The sequence below is a fragment of the Mycolicibacterium anyangense genome (genome assembly GCF_010731855.1).
GTDB classification, from domain to species: domain Bacteria; phylum Actinomycetota; class Actinomycetes; order Mycobacteriales; family Mycobacteriaceae; genus Mycobacterium; species Mycobacterium anyangense.
The window spans coordinates 3,878,135-3,896,629 of sequence record NZ_AP022620.1 but is presented as its reverse complement, the minus strand read 5'-3'; the positions used below and the strand labels follow the sequence as shown (position 1 = coordinate 3,896,629).

At 69.2% G+C, this 18,495-nt stretch carries 14 protein-coding genes; 11 read left to right on the top strand and 3 right to left on the bottom strand.

Features of this window, described 5'->3' with window-relative positions; genetic code table 11:
• The first annotated feature begins 30 nt into the window (after window positions 1-30).
• Both G6N35_RS18435 and G6N35_RS18430 read left to right on the top strand, forming a co-directional pair.
• Window positions 31-1,041 (top strand): VWA domain-containing protein, encoded by a 1,011-nt coding sequence (locus G6N35_RS18435; protein ID WP_163805556.1) that lies wholly within the window; start codon window positions 31-33, stop codon window positions 1,039-1,041.
• A 54-nt stretch (window positions 1,042-1,095) separates the two neighbouring features.
• On the top strand, window positions 1,096-1,299 hold the full coding sequence (locus G6N35_RS18430) for a DUF3072 domain-containing protein (RefSeq protein ID WP_179967385.1): 204 nt from the start codon (window positions 1,096-1,098) through the stop codon (window positions 1,297-1,299).
• Between the two features lie 49 nt (window positions 1,300-1,348).
• Here G6N35_RS18430 and G6N35_RS18425 read toward each other — a convergent pair whose 3' ends face one another.
• Window positions 1,349-2,155 (bottom strand): HugZ family pyridoxamine 5'-phosphate oxidase, encoded by an 807-nt coding sequence (locus G6N35_RS18425; RefSeq protein ID WP_163805554.1) that lies wholly within the window; start codon window positions 2,153-2,155, stop codon window positions 1,349-1,351.
• A gap of 168 nt (window positions 2,156-2,323) precedes the next feature.
• On the opposite strand from G6N35_RS18425, the gene G6N35_RS18420 reads away from it, so the two are divergent.
• The 4 genes from G6N35_RS18420 to G6N35_RS18405 all read left to right on the top strand — a co-directional run bounded on the left by G6N35_RS18420 (window position 2,324) and on the right by G6N35_RS18405 (window position 6,966).
• Window positions 2,324-2,791 (top strand): GreA/GreB family elongation factor, encoded by a 468-nt coding sequence (locus G6N35_RS18420; RefSeq protein ID WP_163805553.1) that lies wholly within the window; start codon window positions 2,324-2,326, stop codon window positions 2,789-2,791.
• A gap of 18 nt (window positions 2,792-2,809) precedes the next feature.
• On the top strand, window positions 2,810-3,784 hold the full coding sequence (locus G6N35_RS18415; protein WP_163805552.1) for an NADPH:quinone oxidoreductase family protein: 975 nt from the start codon (window positions 2,810-2,812) through the stop codon (window positions 3,782-3,784).
• Between the two features lie 108 nt (window positions 3,785-3,892).
• Window positions 3,893-5,647, top strand: a complete 1,755-nt coding sequence (treS, locus tag G6N35_RS18410) for a maltose alpha-D-glucosyltransferase (RefSeq protein WP_163805551.1) — start codon at window positions 3,893-3,895, stop codon at window positions 5,645-5,647.
• Entirely contained in the window at window positions 5,644-6,966 is a 1,323-nt protein-coding gene (locus G6N35_RS18405; protein ID WP_163805550.1) for a maltokinase N-terminal cap-like domain-containing protein, read from the top strand. The genes treS and G6N35_RS18405 overlap by 4 nt, the downstream gene beginning before the upstream one ends.
• A gap of 30 nt (window positions 6,967-6,996) precedes the next feature.
• Here the strand turns inward: G6N35_RS18405 and G6N35_RS18400 are convergent, their stop codons facing one another.
• Together G6N35_RS18400 and G6N35_RS18395 are read right to left on the bottom strand one after the other, a co-directional pair.
• A complete protein-coding gene (locus G6N35_RS18400) occupies window positions 6,997-7,242 on the bottom strand; it encodes a ferredoxin (RefSeq protein WP_322790616.1) in 246 nt (81 codons plus the stop codon).
• Complete coding sequence (locus tag G6N35_RS18395) at window positions 7,239-8,144, bottom strand: FAD:protein FMN transferase (protein ID WP_246224356.1); 906 nt, start codon at window positions 8,142-8,144, stop codon at window positions 7,239-7,241. The genes G6N35_RS18400 and G6N35_RS18395 overlap by 4 nt, the downstream gene beginning before the upstream one ends.
• An 86-nt stretch (window positions 8,145-8,230) precedes the next feature.
• Here G6N35_RS18395 and G6N35_RS18390 point away from each other — a divergent pair, with 86 nt between their 5' ends.
• The 5 genes from G6N35_RS18390 to recD are packed head-to-tail and all read left to right on the top strand — an operon-like array spanning window position 8,231 to window position 18,481.
• The gene (locus G6N35_RS18390) at window positions 8,231-8,902 is read left to right on the top strand and encodes a response regulator transcription factor (RefSeq protein ID WP_163805547.1); all 672 of its coding nucleotides are present in this window, start codon (window positions 8,231-8,233) and stop codon (window positions 8,900-8,902) included.
• 2 nt (window positions 8,903-8,904) lie between these two features.
• The gene (locus G6N35_RS18385) at window positions 8,905-10,128 is read left to right on the top strand and encodes a sensor histidine kinase (protein ID WP_246224644.1); all 1,224 of its coding nucleotides are present in this window, start codon (window positions 8,905-8,907) and stop codon (window positions 10,126-10,128) included.
• Window positions 10,129-10,188: 60 nt separating this feature from the next.
• The gene (gene recC / locus G6N35_RS18380) at window positions 10,189-13,455 is read left to right on the top strand and encodes an exodeoxyribonuclease V subunit gamma (protein WP_163805546.1); all 3,267 of its coding nucleotides are present in this window, start codon (window positions 10,189-10,191) and stop codon (window positions 13,453-13,455) included.
• Entirely contained in the window at window positions 13,455-16,754 is a 3,300-nt protein-coding gene (recB, locus tag G6N35_RS18375) for an exodeoxyribonuclease V subunit beta (RefSeq protein WP_163807768.1), read from the top strand. The genes recC and recB overlap by 1 nt, the downstream gene beginning before the upstream one ends.
• On the top strand, window positions 16,751-18,481 hold the full coding sequence (gene recD / locus G6N35_RS18370) for an exodeoxyribonuclease V subunit alpha (RefSeq protein ID WP_163805545.1): 1,731 nt from the start codon (window positions 16,751-16,753) through the stop codon (window positions 18,479-18,481). The genes recB and recD overlap by 4 nt, the downstream gene beginning before the upstream one ends.
• The last annotated feature ends 14 nt before the right edge of the window (window positions 18,482-18,495 follow it).

Below are 18,495 nucleotides of genomic sequence, written 5' to 3'. Positions count from 1 at the left end.
CGAGATGTACTCCAGGGCCGGGTCCCTGCGATGACGCTGCCCGGAATCGGGACGCTGACCCTGTCGGGTCTGGCGCACCCGATGTACCTGCTGCTGGCAGTGGTGCCTGCGGCCCTGGTCGCGCTGTACGTGGTCGCGCAGGTGCAGCGGCGCCGGCGGCTGCGCCGATACAGCGATTCGGCCCTGCTCGGCGCGGTGTCGTCCCGGCGGCGCGGGGTGCTCCGGCACGTGCCCATCGCGCTGGCGTCCGTCGCCCTGCTGATGCTGGTCTTCGCGCTCGCCGGACCGATGCACAGCGTGCGGATCCCACGCAATCGCGCGGTGGTGATGCTGCTCATCGACGTGTCGCAATCCATGCAAGCCAAGGACGTGCCGCCGACGCGGTTGCGGGCAGCCCAGGACGCGGCCAAGCAGTTCGCCCAACAGTTGACGCCGGGGGTGAATTTGGGTCTGGTGTCGTTCTCCGGCAACGTCAATCTGCTGGTCTCGCCGACACCGGATCACAGCGCCACCATCGCGGCCCTGGACAACCTGCAGACCGATAACTCCACCGCCACCGGTGAAGCCATCTTCACCGCGCTTGACTCCATCAAGACCGTCAACACCGTCCTGACGGCCGGGAACGCGACGCCACCGCCGGCACGCATCGTGCTGCTGTCCGACGGTGGGGCCAACAAGCCGGCGAATCAGGACAACCCGCGGGGTGCGTTCACGGCCGCGCGTGCGGCCAAAGACCAGGGGATCCCGATCTCCACCATCACTTTCGGCACGCCGACCGGAGTGGTCACGCTCAAGGACGACCATGTTCCGGTCCCCGTCGACGGCACGCAGATGAAGCGCATCGCCGAGCTGTCCGGCGGCCAGCACTACACCGCCAGCAACGTCGCCGAGCTGGACAAGAGCTACTCCTCGGTGCTCGAACAGGTCGGCTATCAGACCATCAGCGCCCCGGCTGGAACCGGTTGGTTGCGAGTGGCGGTGCTGTTCGCGACCATCGCGACCTTCCTCGCGCTGGCGCTCAACCGGACCGCGCCGGTATAGGAAACTTCGACGGCACAGGCTTACACCCCGATGCCGGTGGGCATAGGTAGCGATATGAGCGATCGCGCGCCGCAGGAGAACCCCACCAAGGACCAGTCCGACTGGGTCACCGGTGATGAACCCATGACCGGACCACAGCGCAGCTACCTGGGCACGCTGGCCCAGGAGGCCGGCCTCGAGGTGCCGGCGCACCTCACCAAGGCCCAAGCCTCCGCGCTCATCGACGAGTTGCAGCAGAGCACCGGGCGTGGCGCGTGATCACCGCCGACGACCCGGTGCTGGATTCGGCGCTTTCCGAGCTCGGTGGTTAGCTTTTGCGGGCTTGGGCAGTGAGTTCCACTGTCGCCGAACGCAATTCGTCAGCGGAATCCAACGCTCTACCGAACCCGACGCGGGTGTAGGCGGCCGCCGGCCCACGTGGGGTGCTGACCCGCAAGTCCAGTCCGTACCGGTCGATGCCGGTGCACACCGCTGCGGTGGCGTCGGGGTAGCCGCCCAGCACCCGCGCCATCGCCGCCAGCGAGTCGGCATGGTCGGCGTTCAGATGGGCGATCGCACCGGCAGCATGTGGCCGCACCGGATCCGGTGTGGCAGCGCAGTAGGCCGCTGCCGTCGCCGAATCCATCCGGCCGTAGCCGCCGACCCAGCGGACCCGCTGCACACGCAGCACCCACAGGGCGAAGTCCGAGTAGTCGATGTAGTACTTGGCCGCCGCGACCGCCTCGAGGTGCGCCTCGCGCGCTGCCGCCAGCTCATCGCCGACCGGGTGCTCGACCACCCCGGCCAGCGTGATCCGGCCGCTGGCCAAGGGATCGGTCTCGGTGGTCGGTGCCACGATCGCCAGGCTGGCGCGGTGATCATGGGCGAGGTTGCGCCCGTGCTCGGCCATGTGCGAGACACACAGCACCGGTGCGCCGTCCAGCAGGCCGTAGGTGACGAACGAAGCCCACGGATCACCGGAGGTGGTCAGGCTCGCCAGCACCCCGGTGTTGGTGGACGCGGCGATGGTGCGGGCTTCCTCGGCGGCCGACGGCCGCGTCTCGTCGACGACGGAGGTCAGGGGCGGCGGCACCGAAGGGGCGTCGCCAGGGTCGCCATGATCACGGGATGCCACGTCGGCACGATACCGCGCTCGCCGCGGCCGGCACGTTGGCGCGATCGAGTCCACCCCCATTCGCCGCCGAGGGCAGCGAGGTCAACATGTTCCGCTGCGGTACCCCCGGGCCCATGGCCCAAACAAAACGCAGTGTTGCGACCCCGGTGCAGAGGTAGCTTGTCGATCATGAGCGAGACGAACTTCGACGCGCAGGAACGCGACCGCCTGGAGGGCGAACTCGCCGAACTGCGGCAGCGGCGCGACCAGATGCGGGCCGAGCTGCAAGGGGACGCCGACACCGTCGGTGACCGAGGCGACGCCGCCGACGCACTGCAGCGTGCCGAGGACCTGGCCGGTATCGATGAGCAGATCGGCCGGCTGGCCTGGCTCCTCGCCGGCGGAAACGCCGACGTGCCAGGTCAACTGCCCAACGGCACCAAGGTCACGGTGCGCTTTCCCGGCGACGAGCCGGTGCGCATGCGGGTGATCAACTATCTCGAGGAGACGCCGGCCGGTGCGGAGGACAGCACACTGACCGCGGACAGTCCGCTCGGTCTGGCGCTGTTCGGGCGCAGCGCCGGCGACACCGTCACCTACTCCACTCCGCGGGGTGAGCTGCAGGTCGAGCTGCTGGCCATCGAGGTGCCGAAGTAGCGTGCAACACTGACGGCCATGCGTGCGATCAGAGTGACCGAACTCAGCGGCCCGGAATCAGTGCAGGTTGTCGAGATCGACGAACCGGCCGCCGAGGGCGGCGTCGTGGTCGACGTCTACGCCGCCGGGGTGGCTTTCCCCGATGCGCTGCTGACCCGCGGTCTCTACCAGTACAAGCCGGAACTGCCGTTCACCCTCGGCGCCGAGGTCGCCGGTGTGGTGCGCTCTGCGCCGGAGGGCGCCGCGGTCAAGGCGGGTGACCGGGTGGTCGGTCTGACCCTGATCGCCGGAGCGATGGCCGAGACCGCGGTGCTCACGCCCGAGCGGGCGTTCCCGTTGCCCGACAATGTCAGCTTCGAGGCGGGCGCGGGCCTGTTGTTCAACGACCTCACCGTGTACTTCGCGCTCACCGAACGTGGTCGGCTGGCCAAGGGCGAGTCGGTACTGGTGCACGGCGCGGCTGGCGGTATCGGCACCTCGACCCTGCGGCTGGCCCCGGCACTGGGCGCGAGCCGGGTGATCGCCGTGGTCAGCACTGAGGACAAGGCCGAGGTGGCCAGGGCTGCCGGCGCCACCGACGTCGTGCTGGTCGACGGGTTCAAGGACGCCGTCGCCGAACTGACCAGTGGCAAGGGCGTCGACATCGTCATGGACCCGGTGGGCGGCGACCGCTTCACCGACTCGCTGCGCTCGCTGGCGCCCGGCGGACGGCTGCTGGTCGTCGGCTTCACCGGCGGTGAGATCCCGACTGTCAAGGTCAACCGGCTGCTGCTGAACAACATCGACGTCGTCGGCGTCGGATGGGGTGCCTGGACCATGACGCACCCGGGCGCGCTGGCGCAGGAGTGGGACGGCCTGGCCGCCCTGCTCACCTCCGGTCAACTGGCCGTCCCCCAGCCTGAGGTCTACCCTTTCGAAGAGGCCGCCGCCGCGGTGGCGTCGCTGGAAAACCGCACCGCCAAGGGCAAAGTTGTAGTGCGCGTGCGGGATTGACGCTCGACCGTGCGTGTCTGCACGCCGACACGCCGCTGTGACGAACTCTTGGCGCACGCTCGGCGGCGGTGTGATTCGGTTCGGCCAGTGTGGGGTAGTGAAACGTAGATGGAGTTGACGAGCGACCCGGCAGGTGGCAGCCACGTCGAAGGCGGCGTGGTGGAGCATCCGAACGCCGAGGACTTCGGCCAGGCGCACGCCCTGCCCGCAGACCGCACCTGGTTCAAGAGTGCGGTGTTCTACGAGGTGCTGGTGCGGGCCTTCTACGATTCGAACGCCGACGGGGTCGGTGATCTGCGCGGACTGATCGAACAACTCGACTATCTGCAGTGGCTCGGGGTGGACTGCCTGTGGCTGCCGCCGTTCTACGATTCGCCGCTGCGTGACGGCGGCTACGACATCCGCGACTTCTACAAGGTGCTGCCCGAGTTCGGCACTGTCGACGACTTCGTCGCCCTGCTCGACGCCGCCCACAAGCGCGGCATCCGCATCATCACCGACCTGGTGATGAACCACACCTCCGACTCGCACCCGTGGTTCCAGGAATCCCGGCGCGACCCCGACGGGCCGTACGGTGACTTCTACGTGTGGAGTGACACCAGCCAGCGCTACACCGACGCCCGCATCATCTTCGTCGACACCGAAGAGTCGAACTGGACGTTCGACCCGGTGCGCAAGCAGTTTTACTGGCATCGATTCTTCTCGCATCAGCCCGACCTGAATTACGACAACCCTGCCGTGCAAGAGGCGATGATCGACGTCCTTCGGTTCTGGCTGGACCTCGGCATCGACGGGTTTCGGCTCGACGCGGTGCCGTACCTGTTCGAGCGGGAGGGCACCAACTGCGAGAACCTGCCCGAGACCCATGCGTTCCTCAAGCACTGCCGCAAGGTCATCGACGACGAGTTCCCAGGGCGGGTGCTGCTGGCCGAGGCCAACCAATGGCCGGCCGACGTGGTGGAGTACTTCGGCGACCCCGCAATGGGCGGCGACGAATGCCATATGGCGTTCCACTTTCCGCTGATGCCGCGCATCTTCATGGCGGTGCGCCGCGAGTCGCGGTTTCCGATCTCGGAGATCCTGGCCCAGACCCCGGAGATCCCGGACATGGCGCAATGGGGCATCTTCCTGCGCAACCACGACGAGCTGACCCTGGAGATGGTCACCGACGAAGAGCGTGACTACATGTACGCCGAGTACGCCAAGGATCCGCGGATGAAAGCCAACGTGGGTATCCGTCGGCGGCTGGCACCGCTGCTGGAGAACGACCGCAACCAGACCGAACTGTTCACCGCCCTGCTGTTGTCGCTGCCGGGCTCGCCGGTGCTGTACTACGGCGACGAGATCGGCATGGGCGACATCATCTGGCTCGGCGACCGCGACGGTGTGCGCACCCCGATGCAGTGGACCCCGGACCGCAATGCCGGCTTCTCCACGGCCAACCCCGGCCGGTTGTACCTGCCGCCCAACCAGGACCCGATCTATGGGTACCAATCGGTGAATGTCGAAGCGCAGCGCGATAGTTCGACGTCGTTGCTGAACTGGACCCGCACCATGCTTGCGGTGCGACGCCGCTACGATGCGTTCGCCACCGGCACGTTTCGGGAACTGAGCGGTTCCAACCCGTCGGTGCTGACCTATGTCCGGGAGCTCGACGGCGGCGACACCGTGCTGTGTGTGAACAACCTGTCGAGATTCCCCCAGCCGATCGAACTGAATCTGCAGCACTGGAATGCCTACACGCCGGTGGAACTGACTGGGCACGTGCCGTTTCCCAAGATCGGGCAGCTGCCCTATCTGCTCACCCTGCCGGGGCACGGGTTCTACTGGTTTCGGCTGTGCCCGCCCGAGGAGAAGTCATGAGTTCGCCGCAGCACCTCCCCTGGGCCGAGTGGCTGCCCACCCAGCGCTGGTATGCCGGCCGTGGACGCGAGATCGCTGCGGTGCACCCTGCAGTGGTGGTGGGGCTGCGTGACCAGCTGGAGTTGCTGCTGCTCGACGTCAACTACACCAACGACACTACGGAACGCTATCAAGTTCTGGTGCAATGGGATTCAGCTCCGGTGTCCGAGTACGGCACCGTCGCAACCGTCGGTTCGGTCGGCGATCACACCGCCTACGATGCGCTCTACGATCCGGCCGCCGCCCGGTTCCTGCTGTCGCTGATCGACTCGTCGGCCACCATCGGCGATGTCACGTTCACCCGCGAGCCCGGTGTGGAGTTGCCGGTGGATGCCGCGCCCCGGGTCTCCGACGCCGAGCAGAGCAACACCAGCGTGGTCTTCGAAGATCAGGCGATTCTGAAGGTGTTCCGGCGGGTGGCGTGTGGCATCAATCCGGACATCGAACTCAACCGGGTGCTGGGCAGAGCCGGAAATGTCCATGTGGCAAGGCTTCTCGGGACATTCGACACGGTGGACGGCGAGCAGACGTGCCCGCTGGGCATGGTGGCCGCCTACGCCGCCAACTCCGCCGAGGGCTGGGATATGGCGACGGCCAGTACCCGCGATCTGTATGCCGAGGGCGACCTGTACGCCTACGAGGTCGGCGGGGATTTCGCCGGGGAGGCCTACCGTTTGGGCGAGGCTGTCGCCTCGGTACACGCGACCCTGGCCACCGAGCTCGGTACGTCGACAACGGTGTTGCCGATCGACGTGATGCGCGAACGGCTTTCGACCGCCGCAGCCGCGGTGGCCGAACTCGCCGACTATGTGCCGGCGATCGAAGAGCGCTACGCCAAACTGGCCGACGAGCCGATCACCGTACAGCGGGTGCACGGCGACCTGCACCTGGGACAGGTGTTGCGAACTCCGGAACGCTGGCTGCTGATCGACTTCGAAGGTGAACCGGGGCAGCCGCTGGAGGCCCGGCGCAAGCCTGACTCGCCGTTGCGGGATGTCGCCGGCATGCTGCGCTCGTTCGAATACGCGGCGTATCAGCAGCTGGTGGACCAGACCGCCGACCGGCAACTGGCGGCGCGGGCCAAGGAGTGGGTGGACCGTAACTGCGCCTCGTTCTGCGACGGGTACGCGTCGGAATCGCAGACCGACCCGCGAGATCAGTCTGCGGTGTTGTCGGCCTACGAACTCGACAAGGCGGTGTACGAGGCGGCCTACGAGGCCCGCTACCGGCCGAGCTGGTTGCACATCCCGCTGCGCTCGATCGCCCGGCTGGTGGGCTGATCGGCGTTCATTCAGAACTCACGCCGACGTCTACTCGCACTTTGTCTGCCTAGCTTCTGTCTCAACGGTTGGTAGTAACCGCAGCGCCAGCCGGGGGCAGCGCTTCACCGCGGCCTTGGCGTACTTCAGCGACTCGCCGGGTACCAGCGGTTCGCGAGCAGCCTTGCGGGCCAGCGGATATCCCCAGTCGTCGCGGGTCAGTACATCCGGCAGCAGTTCGGTGCACAGGCCGCGGCCGTCGCACCGGGTCCAGTCGATATGCAGTCGCTGTGTCACTTCGGCCACCCTCCTACCGTCCGTACCTCGCCGTCGGAGTCGACGAGTCGAGCCGGAACTTCCAGGCTCGCAATCCATTCCGGGGCGCGGTGGCCCCGGATCACAGCTGCGGTGCTGATCGTGTTCGCCGCAACGCAGGTGCCGGCCACCACGCTGACGGTGCGCCAGACCGGGTCGGCAGACCGGCCGGTTCGCGGATCGACGATGTGGTGGACCAGATCGCCGTCGCGCCACCACCGTCGGCGCTGGGTGCTCGAGGTCGCCAGGCCGGTGTCAGTGCCCAGCGACACCTGCGCAACCGGGTCGTCGTCGGTATCGGTCACCAGCACCTGCCAGCCGTCCTCGGGTACCGGCCCGGCGGTGGCGATGTCGCCGCCCAGGTTGACCAGCACACCGCTGCCGGTATGGGCGAACACCAGCTGTGCGCACCGGTCGGCGGCGAGCGCCTTCGCGGTGGCCCCCAGATCCAGCAGCACCCCGGTGGGCAGCCGGACACTACGGCCGTCGAAGTCCACCATCGCCCAGTTCGCCGGCCGTGCGATCGACGTCACCCGGGGTCCCCCGAGCTCGTCGATGTCACGGTCGTAGCCCAGCGCGATCAGCGCCGAGCCGACCGTCGGGTCCACATCCCCGTCGGTGAAGCGGGCCGCGTCCAGCGCAGCCTCGATCAGCGCCGCCAGCAGCGGGCTGATCGGCATCGGTGCGCCCGCGTGGGCGGCCAGCATGCTGACCTCCGAGTCGGGCCGGAACCGGGATGCGGCCAGCTCGATGGCATCCAGCTCCGCATCCACCAGAGCCCGTGCCGTCGGCAGCGCACCAGCATCGGCGACCAGCAGATGCATCTGGGTGCTCCACCGGTGCCACTGCGACTGGCCGGGCCCGGCCAGCGTCCACGCCGTCATGCCTTCAGCGTGCGGGGTCATTCTTTGAGCGCTGTAAGAATCGCCATTGCACGCGGTATGGCCGGTGTCGTGGCACTCTCGACAGCGTGTCAACCGATGGACCCCGGCTGCTGGTCGTCGAGGACGACCGTGTGCTCAGCGCCATGCTGGCCGAGTTGTTCACCGATGCGGGCTACCGGGTCGAGGTGGCCTACGACGGGCAGCAGGGGATGCATCGCGGCCTGTCCGGCGACTTCGGTGCCCTGATCGTCGACCGTGGCCTGCCGGTGATGGACGGTGCCGATCTGGTGGCGCTGCTGCGCTCGCGTGGGATCACCACACCGGCGCTGATCCTCACCGCCCGCGGGGCGGTCGACGACCGCGTCGAGGGGCTGGACGCCGGTGCGCAGGACTACCTGGTCAAACCATTCGAGGTCCCCGAGCTGCTGGCCCGGGTGCGGGCCCTGCTGCGCCGCACCGACGGCAGTGCCACGATCAGTGCGGGCGGTCTGGTGCTGGACCGGGTCACCCGCCGGGTCTGCGGTGCCACCCCGGATGGCATCGATGTCGAGCTCTCCGAGCGGGAGGCATCGCTACTGGGCACCCTGATGGCCGCCCCGAAGCGGGTTTTCAGCCGCGCACAGTTGCTGGACTCGGTGTTCGACGGTGCCGAATCCGGCGGTGCGGTCGACCTCTACGTGCACTACCTACGCCGAAAGCTGGGCAAACAGGTGATCCGCACGGTGCATGGCACCGGCTACCGGTTCGGGCTGGGGTGACGATGGTGCGCGGCAAGGACACCAGCGCACCGCCGAGTGATCTGGCGTTGGTCAAGCGTGCCGGCCGGCTGGCGGCATTCCAGGCATCGGCCGCGCTGGCTCTGGTGCTGCTGCTGGTCGGCGGCGTGGTGTTCGCGGTCTATGTGCGCACGCAGCGGCGGGAGATCGACGCCGAGCTGCAGACCGTGGCGATGGCCGCCGACGACACCGACGACCCACCACCGGACATGGAACTGGCCATGCGCACCCTGGACGGCCGGGTGTCGTTCAGCGACGGCGGCCAGCCGGGTGCGCCACTGCTGACCGGGCCGGCCGGTTTCGGTGATCTGCACGCCGAAGGCCGGCACTTCCGGACGCTCGCGGTGGACCGTCCGCAGGGCCGGGTGGTCGCGATGATCGATCTGGCGCCCTATCAGGCCGGGCGGGGCCGGCTCCTCATCTCGCTGGCGTTCGCCGAACTGGTGGGCATCCTGGCGTCCATCGGGGTGGTGGCCCTGTTCACCCGGCGCTCCGCGCAACCTCTTGCGCAGGCGCTGGCGCTGCAGCGCCGGTTCGTCGCCGATGCCTCCCACGAGCTGCGCGCCCCGCTGACCGTCCTGCACACCCGGGCCCAGATGCTGGCGCACCGGGTGGGTACCGCCGACCCGCAGACCGTACAGCGGGACGCCGACGCGCTGGTGGCCGATACCCGGGTGCTCGGCGACATCGTCGAGGATCTGCTGGCCTCGGCCACCATGACCGCCGGCGCACCGCTGCGCGACCGGGTGGACATCGCCGCCGTCGCCGCCGCCGTCCGCGACAGCATGGCCCCCTATGCGGACTCGTTGGGCGTCACGCTGAGCTACCAGAAGTCCAGCGGTGCAGGATCATTCGCGGTTCTGGGTTCTGAGGCGGCGCTGCGTCGCGCGGTGACCGCGCTGGTGGACAACGCTCTGGGACATCAGCACCGCGGCGGCACGGTGCAGATCCTGGTGGGGCGCACCGGCGACACCGTGACGGCGGCGGTGGCCGACGACGGTGTGGGTATCGACACCGAAACCATGGCGACCCTGTTCACCCGCTTCTCGCACGGTGCCGAACACACCACCCGGGAAGGCCGCGAGTCCTACGGTATCGGCCTGGCCCTCGTGCGCGAGATCGCCCATGCGCACGGCGGGGACGTCACGGTGGCCTCCACGCCGGGACAGGGCGCGACGTTCACGCTGACGTTTCCGGCCGCGCGCTGACGTCAGCGTTCCGGGCGGATGCCCGCCGCGCTGTCGGCGCCACGGTTTACGGTGGTCCCGATGGCCCTGCACCTCCACCGCGCCGAACGCACCGACGTGCTCGCCGACGGTCTGGGTGCGCTGCTGGCGACCCCACCACCAGACCCCTTCGCCGAAGAACTCGTGGTGGTGCCGGCGCGCGGGCTGGAACGGTGGCTATCGCAGCGGCTGTCGCATGTGCTGGGCCGGGGCACCGGTGCTGACGGCATCTGTGCGGGGGTGTCGTTTCGCACCCCGGGCTCGCTCATCGCCGACATCGCCGGCACCCGCGACGAGGACCCGTGGTCCCCGGATGCGCTGGCCTGGCCGCTGCTGGAGGTTATCGACTCCCACCTCGACGAGCCGTGGTGTGTCACCCTGGCCACCCACCTCGGTCACTTCGACACCGGTGAAGAGCAGGAACTGCGGCAGGGACGGCGCTACGCGGTGGCCCGCCGGTTGGCCGGCCTGTTCGTCTCCTACGCCCGTCAGCGCCCCGGGCTGCTGGCCGACTGGCTCGACGGTGCGGCGGACGACCTCGACCGCGACCTGCAGTGGCAACCGCACCTGTGGCGTGCCCTGGTCGAGACGGTGGGCATCGACCCGCCCCACATCCGGCACGCCAAAACCCTTGTGCAGCTGCAGGAGTCCGGCGCCGACCTGCCGGATCGCCTGTCCCTGTTCGGCTACACCCGACTGGCGTGTACCGATATCGAGCTCGTTGAGGCGCTGTCCACCCACCACCAGGTGCATCTGTGGCTGCCACATCCCAGTGCGGACCTGTGGACGGCGTTGGCGGGGGTGCACGGCAGCATCCCGCGGTCCCAGGACCTGACCCACCGCCGTGTCAACCACCCACTGCTGGCCACCCTGGGCCGGGATCTGCGAGAGCTTCAGCGCAGCCTGCCCGCCGCGGTGGCCACCGACGAGTTCCTCGGCGCTGCCCTGCGACCGGACACGCTGCTCGGCTGGCTGCAGTCCGATATCGCCGCCAATGCGGTTCGCCCGCAGGGCAGGTCGCTGCGCGAGGGTGACCGGTCGGTTCAGGTACACAGCTGCCACGGCCCGGCCCGTCAGATCGACGTGCTGCGCGAAGTGTTGCTCGGGCTGCTGGCCGACGACCCGACCCTGGAGCCGCGCGACATCCTGGTGATGTGTCCCGACATCGAGACCTACGCCGCGCTCATCATCGCCGACTTCGGTCTGGGCGAGGTGGTGCCCGGCGCACATCCGGCCCACCGGCTGAGGGTGCGGCTGGCCGACCGCTCGCTGGTTCAGACCAACCCGCTGCTGACGGTCGCCGAGCAGCTGCTCGAGCTGGCCGGTGGCCGGGTGACCGCCACCGAGGTGCTCAACATCGCACAGGCCGCACCGGTCCGGGCCCGCTTCGGCTTCACCGACGACGACCTGGAGAACATCACCCGGTGGGTGCAGCAGGCCAACATCCGCTGGGGGCTCGACAAGGACCATCGCGCTCGCTACGGCATCCCGTTCATCCAGAACACCTGGCGCTTCGGCATCGACCGGGTTCTGGCCGGGGTGGCGATGTCCGATGACTCCAAGGCGTGGCTCGATGTCACCCTGCCGCTCGACGATGTCGGCAGCAACAGTGTGGAGCTGGCCGGCCGGCTCGCCGAGTTCGTCGACAGACTCCAGCGGGTCATCGAATCACTGAGCGGCACAAGGCCACTGTTCGAGTGGCTGGCAGCGCTCGATGACGGGATCGCACTACTGACCCGGACCTCGGGAGACGATGCCTGGCAGAGCAGCCAATTGCAGCGCGAGTTCGGCGACCTGGTGACCACCGCAGGGCCGCGGGCGGACACGCCGATGCGGCTGCCCGACATCACCGCACTGCTGCGCAGGCACCTGGCCGGCCGTCCCACCCGGGCCAACTTCCGCACCGGCACGCTCACGGTGTGCACCATGGTGCCGATGCGGTCGGTGCCGCATCGGGTGGTCTGCCTGGTCGGCCTGGACGACACCGTGTTCCCGCGGATCGGCGTTCGTGACGGCGACGACGCCCTGGCGCGGATACCCATGACCGGTGAACGCGACGTCCGTTCCGAGGACCGTCAGTTGCTGCTCGACGCGATCTGCTCGGCCACCGACACCCTGGTGGTCACCTACACCGGTGCCAACGAGTACTCCGGGCACCCGCGACCGCCCGCGGTGCCGCTCGCCGAGCTGCTCGACGCGCTCGACCGCACCACCGAGGCACCGGTATACGACCAGGTCGTGGTGCAGCATCCGTTGCAGCCCTTCGACATCCGCAACGTGACCCCGGGTGCGCTCGGCGTCCCCGGCCAGCCGTTCACCTTCGACACCACCGCCATCAATGCCGCGTCGGTCACCGCGCACACCAGGCCCGAACAACCCGACCTGCTGGCCCAGCCGCTGCCGCCACCGCCACCCGACGACGTGACCCTGCCCGAGCTGATGCGGTTCTTCGCCAACCCGATCAAAGGCTTCTTCACCGCGCTGGACTTCACCCTGCCGTGGGAGGTCGAGGGCGTGCAGGACGCCATGCCGGTCGAGATCGACAACCTGCAGGAGTGGACGGTCGGCCAGCGGTTGCTCACCGACATGCTCAGCGGGATGAACCCCGAACAGGCCGGCCAGGCCGAATGGCGCCGCGGATCGCTTCCACCGGGCCGCCTCGGGTGGCGCAAGGCGGGCGAATTACGGGACCAGGCAACCGAACTCGCCCGGGCCGCCCTGTCCCACCGCACCGGTGCGCCGCAGGCCTACGACGTCGACATCGATCTCGGCGGTGGCCGCCGCCTCACCGGCACCGTCTCCCCGGTGTACGGCAGCCACCTGGTCGAGGTCACCTACTCCAAGCTCGACGCCCAGCACCTGCTGAGAGCCTGGATCCCACTGCTGGCGCTGTCGGCGGCCCGGCCAGGCCGATGGTCGGCGATCTGCGTCGGCAGGCAGCGCCGGCGCATCGGTGCCATGCAACGGGTGCTCGGACCTCCGCAGCAGGATCCCGTCGCCGTCCTGCGTGACCTGGTGGCGATCTATGACGCCGGACGCCGCGAGCCGATCCCGTTGCCCATCAAGACATCCCACGCGTGGGCGGCCGCCAGGGCAAGTCGGCAGGATCCGCGTGGCGAGGCTGTCGCAAAGTGGCGTTACGAGCGCGACGATCCTGCCATCGAACGGATCTGGGGCCGGGAGCCCGATATCGAGGTGCTGCTGAGTGCACCGGGTGCCGATGAGCAGGCCGAGGGCGAGACCACCCGGCTGGGTGCCTTCGCGGCACGGCTGTGGGGTCCGCTGCTGGCCGCCGAGGACGGTGCGTGATGCGCGAATTCGATCTATTGGGCGCCCTGCCCGCCGCCCGGTCCACCACCGTCCTGGAAGCCAGCGCCGGAACCGGCAAGACGTTCACCCTGGCCGGTCTGGTCACCCGCTACATCGCCGAGGGGCGCGCCACGCTGGACCAGATGCTGCTGATCACCTTTGGCCGCGCCGCCACCCAGGAACTGCGGGAGCGGGTCCGGCGTGCGCTGCACGAGGCGTTGCGCGCCTTCGACGATCCGTCGGGCACCGGCGGTAACCAGCTGCTGGAGTCGTTGATCGACGGTGAGGCGACCGAGCTGGCCTGCCGCCGGGATCGGTTGCGTGATGCGTTGGCGTCGTTCGACGCCGCGACCATCGCGACCACTCACCAGTTCTGCAACCTGGTGCTCAAGTCGCTCGGCGTCGCCGGCGACAGCGACAGTGGTGTGACCCTCGCCGAGAGCCTCGACGACCTGGTCAGCGAGATCGTCGACGATCTCTACCTCCGGCACTTCGGTCAGGAGCTCCAGGCGCCCCCGTTGACCAGAGCCGAGGCGCTGGCGCTGGCGCGCGAGGTGGTGGCCAACGCGGGAACCGACCTGCGCCCGCACAATCCGCCGCCCGGATCGGAACCCGCGGTTCGGGTGGGCTTCAGCCGGGATGTGCTCGCCGAGTTGGAGCGGCGCAAACGCAAGCGCGGCATCCTGAGCTACGACGACCTGCTCAGCCGGCTCGCCGACGCACTGCAGTCGGCCGATGCACCGGCGGCCACCCGCATGCACCAGCGCTGGTCGGTGGTGATGGTCGACGAGTTCCAGGACACCGACCCGGTGCAGTGGCAGGTGATCGAGCGGGCCTTCAGCGGCCGGTCCACCCTGATCCTCATCGGCGATCCCAAGCAGGCCATCTACGCCTTCCGCGGCGGTGACATCGTCACCTATCTGAGCGCGGCGAAGACGGCGGGCCACCGGCTGACCCTGGGCACGAACTGGCGCAGCGACGCCGCTCTGGTCGACCGACTGCAACAGCTGCTGCGGGGCGCCGAACTCGGTGACCCCGATATCAAGGTGCTCGACGTCACGCCGCATCACCACGGTCACCGGCTCGCCGGGGCGCCGCACAACGATCCGGTGCGGTTGCGGGTAGTCACCCGAGAGACGTTCGGGCTCAGCGGAACCCGGACCATCAAGATGGATGCGCTGCGCTCGCACATCGCCGCGGACCTGGCCGCCGACGTCAGCGCCCTGCTGGGCAGCGGAGCCACCTTCGCCGGTGAGACGTTGCGGGCAAACCAGATCGCGGTGATCACCGAGAGCCACCTGGATGCCAGGGCGTGTTTCGACGCGCTGATCCGGGCCGGGGTGCCCGCGGTGTACACCGGCGACACCGACGTGCTGCGCTCACCCGCCGCCGACGACTGGCTGTGCCTGCTGGAGGCGTTCGACCAGTTGCATCGGCCCGGTCTGGTGCGGGCTGCCGCAGCGACCATGTTCTTCGGCAAGACCGCCGAAGACCTCGCCGACGGCGGCGACGCGCTCACCGACCAGGTCGCCGACACCCTGCGCCAGTGGGCCGATCACGCCCGTGAAGCAGGGGTAGCGGCGGTATTCGAGGCGGCGCAACGGGCCGGGATGGGTCGGCGGGTGCTGTCCTGGGCGGGTGGCGAACGCAACATGACTGATCTGGCGCACGTCGGTGAGGTGCTGCACGACGTCGCCCACCGCGAGCACCTCAGCCTGACGGCGCTGCGTGACTGGTTGCGCACCCAGCGCGACGAGCGCAGCGGCGCGCCGGAGCGCAACCGGCGGCTGGACAGCGATTCGGCGGCCGTGCAGATCATGACCGTCTGGGTCAGCAAGGGGCTGCAATTCCCGATCGTGTACCTGCCCTTCACCTTCAACCGCTATGTCCGCAAGCAGGAGGTCGTGCGCTTCCACGACGAGGGGCGCCGGTGCCTGCACATCGGCGGCGAGACCAGCCCCGACCTCGCCGCCGCACAGGCGCAGGGCCGCAGGGAAGCAGCCGGTGAGGAGACCAGGCTGACCTACGTGGCATTGACCCGCGCCCAGTCACAGGTGGTGGCGTGGTGGGCGCCGTCGTGGGACGAGCCCAACGGCGGGCTGTCCCGTCTATTGCGGGGCCGGCGACCCGGTGAGGCGACGGTTCCCGACCGGTGCGATCCGGAGAAGATCGACGACGCCGACGCCCGAGCACTGCTGGGGCAGTGGGAAGCCGTCGGCGGACTGGTGGTGGAGGACTCCCGGATCGAACCGCTCGTGGACCTGGCGACGCCGCCTGGGCGAGATGACCTGAGCATCAGGCACTTTCACCGCAGCATCGACACCACCTGGCGCCGCACCTCGTACTCCGGGCTGATCCGTGCCGCGGAGACACCCGGTGTGAGCAGTGAACCGGAGGTGGTCGGACTCGACGACGAGTCCGGCGATGTCGCGGTGAGCGCAGCACCGGCCGGCGCGGACATCACCTCCCCGATGGCCGATCTGCCGACCGGGGCCACCTTCGGCAGTCTGGTACACGCGGTGCTGGAGACCGCCGATCCGCTGGCCGCCGACCTTGCCGTCGAACTGCGGCGTCAGGTCGAACGGCACGCCGTGTGGTGGCCGGTCGAGGTGTCGGCCGACGACCTTTCCGACGCCCTGATACCGATGCACGACACCCCGTTGGGGCCGTTGGCCGGGGATCTGACGCTGCGGCAGATCGGACTGCGAGACCGGTTGTGCGAGATGGACTTCGAGTTCCCGCTGGCCGGCGGCGATCGGCGGGAAGCGGTGCCGGACATCCGGCTCTCGGCGGTCGGAGCCCTGGTGCGTCGGCATCTGCCGGCCGAGGACCCGCTGGCCGCCTATGCCGACCGGCTGACCGGCGACGCCCTGGGCAGCCAGTCGCTGCGCGGATACCTGTCCGGATCGGTCGATGCCGTGCTGCGCATCCCCGACGGTGCCGGGCACCGCTATCTGGTGGTCGACTACAAGACCAACTGGCTCGGCGAGGCCAACCGGCCGCTGACGGCCGCGGACTATGGGCGGGCCAGGATGGCCGAAGCCATGATGCACTCGGACTACCCGCTGCAGGCCTTGCTGTACAGCGTTGTGCTGCACCGCTTCCTGCGTTGGCGGCAACCCGGCTACGACCCCCGCCGCCACCTCGGTGGGGTGCTGTACCTGTTCGTCCGTGGTATGTGCGGCGCCGGCACCCCGGTGACTGACGGCCACCCTGCCGGGGTGTTCAGCTGGCAACCGCCCGCCGAGTTGGTGGTCGAGTTGTCCGATCTGCTCGATGGTGGGCAGGTGGCGGCATGACGGTCGACGACGTCGACGCCGCAAGCTGGCGCTACGCCACTGGCGCGAGCGGGGTACTGCGCACGTTCAACGACGCCGACGTGATCGAGGCCGCCGATGTGCTTGTCGCCCAACGGCTGGCGGCACTGGCCGGTGAAGCCGACGAGACGGTGGCGCTGGCCGTCGCCTTCGTGGTCCGCGCGGTGCGCGCCGGTTCGGTGTGCGTCGACCTCACCGCGGTCCAGGCCCAGGTGGACCATCCTGACCTGGACTGGCCCGCGTCGTCGGACTGGGTGGCTGCCGTGGCGGCCAGCCCCCTGCTGGGTACGCCACCGGTTCTCCATCTCGAGGACGGCCTGCTGTACTTTGACCGCTACTGGCTGGAGGAGCATCAGGTTGCCACCGATATCCTGGCGCTGGCCTCAACGGCGCATCGTGGCGGAACACCCGATGCCGCAAGACTTTTCCCGGATCAGTTCGCCGAGCAGCGCGCTGCCGCCCAGATTGCGCTGTCCCGGGGCCTGACGGTGCTGACCGGCGGGCCGGGGACCGGCAAGACCACGACGGTGGCCCGGTTGCTGGCGCTGCTGGCTGAGCAGGCCGAGTTGAATGGCGCGCCGCCACTACGGATCGCGCTGGCCGCCCCGACCGGGAAGGCGGCCGCCCGGCTGCAGGAGGCGGTGCAGATCGAGGTCGACAGGCTCACGGCCGTGGACCGTGGCCGGCTGCCTGCGTTGCGGGCCACCACACTGCACCGGCTGCTGGGCGCGCGCCCGGACACCTCATCGCGGTTCCGGCACCACCGCGACAACCGGCTGCCGCACGACGTCATCGTGGTTGACGAAACGTCGATGGTGTCGCTGACCATGATGGCCAGGCTGGTCGAGGCGGTGCGCCCCGATTCGCGGCTGCTGCTCGTCGGTGACCCCGATCAGTTGGCGTCGGTGGACGCCGGTGCCGTGCTGGCCGATCTGGTGGACGGGCTCAGCGCTCGCGATGACAGCGCTGTCGCCACGCTCGTCACCTCACACCGCTTCGGCGCGTCGATCGGTGCACTGGCCCAGGCGATCCGCGACGGCGATGCCGACCAGGCAGTGGCCGTGCTCAGCCGGGACGACGAGCACATCGAGTGGGTGGACACCGCGGATCCCGCCGGTGTCCTGCGTGCCGTCCTGGTGCCGCATGCGCTGCGCCTGCGGGAGGCCGCGGTGCTGGGCAACGGGCAGGTGGCGCTGACCACGTTGGACGAACACCGACTGCTGTGCGCGCACCGGCGCGGGCCCTACGGGGTGGCGTACTGGAACCGGCAGGTGGAACGATGGCTGGCCGAGGTGACCGACACCCCGCCGTGGGCGACCTGGTACGCCGGCCGGCCATTGCTGGTCACCGCCAATGACTACGGGCTGGGCCTCTACAACGGCGACACCGGGGTCACGGTGCTGCGCGACGGGGTGCTGCGCGCGGTGCTGCCCGGTGGCGACGGGCCGGTCGAGTTCGCCACCAGCAGGCTGGCCGATGTGGAGACCATGCATGCGATGACGATCCACAAGAGCCAGGGATCTCAGGCAGTCGAGGTGACGGTGCTTCTGCCCGAAGAGGATTCGCGCCTGCTGACCCGTGAACTGCTCTACACCGCCATCACCAGGGCCCGCACCAAGGTGCGGGTGGTGGGCACGGCCGCCCAGCTGCGGGCGGCCATCGAACGCCGGGCCGTGCGGGCGAGCGGGCTGAGCCGGCGGCTGCGCTGAGATCCGCCGACTGT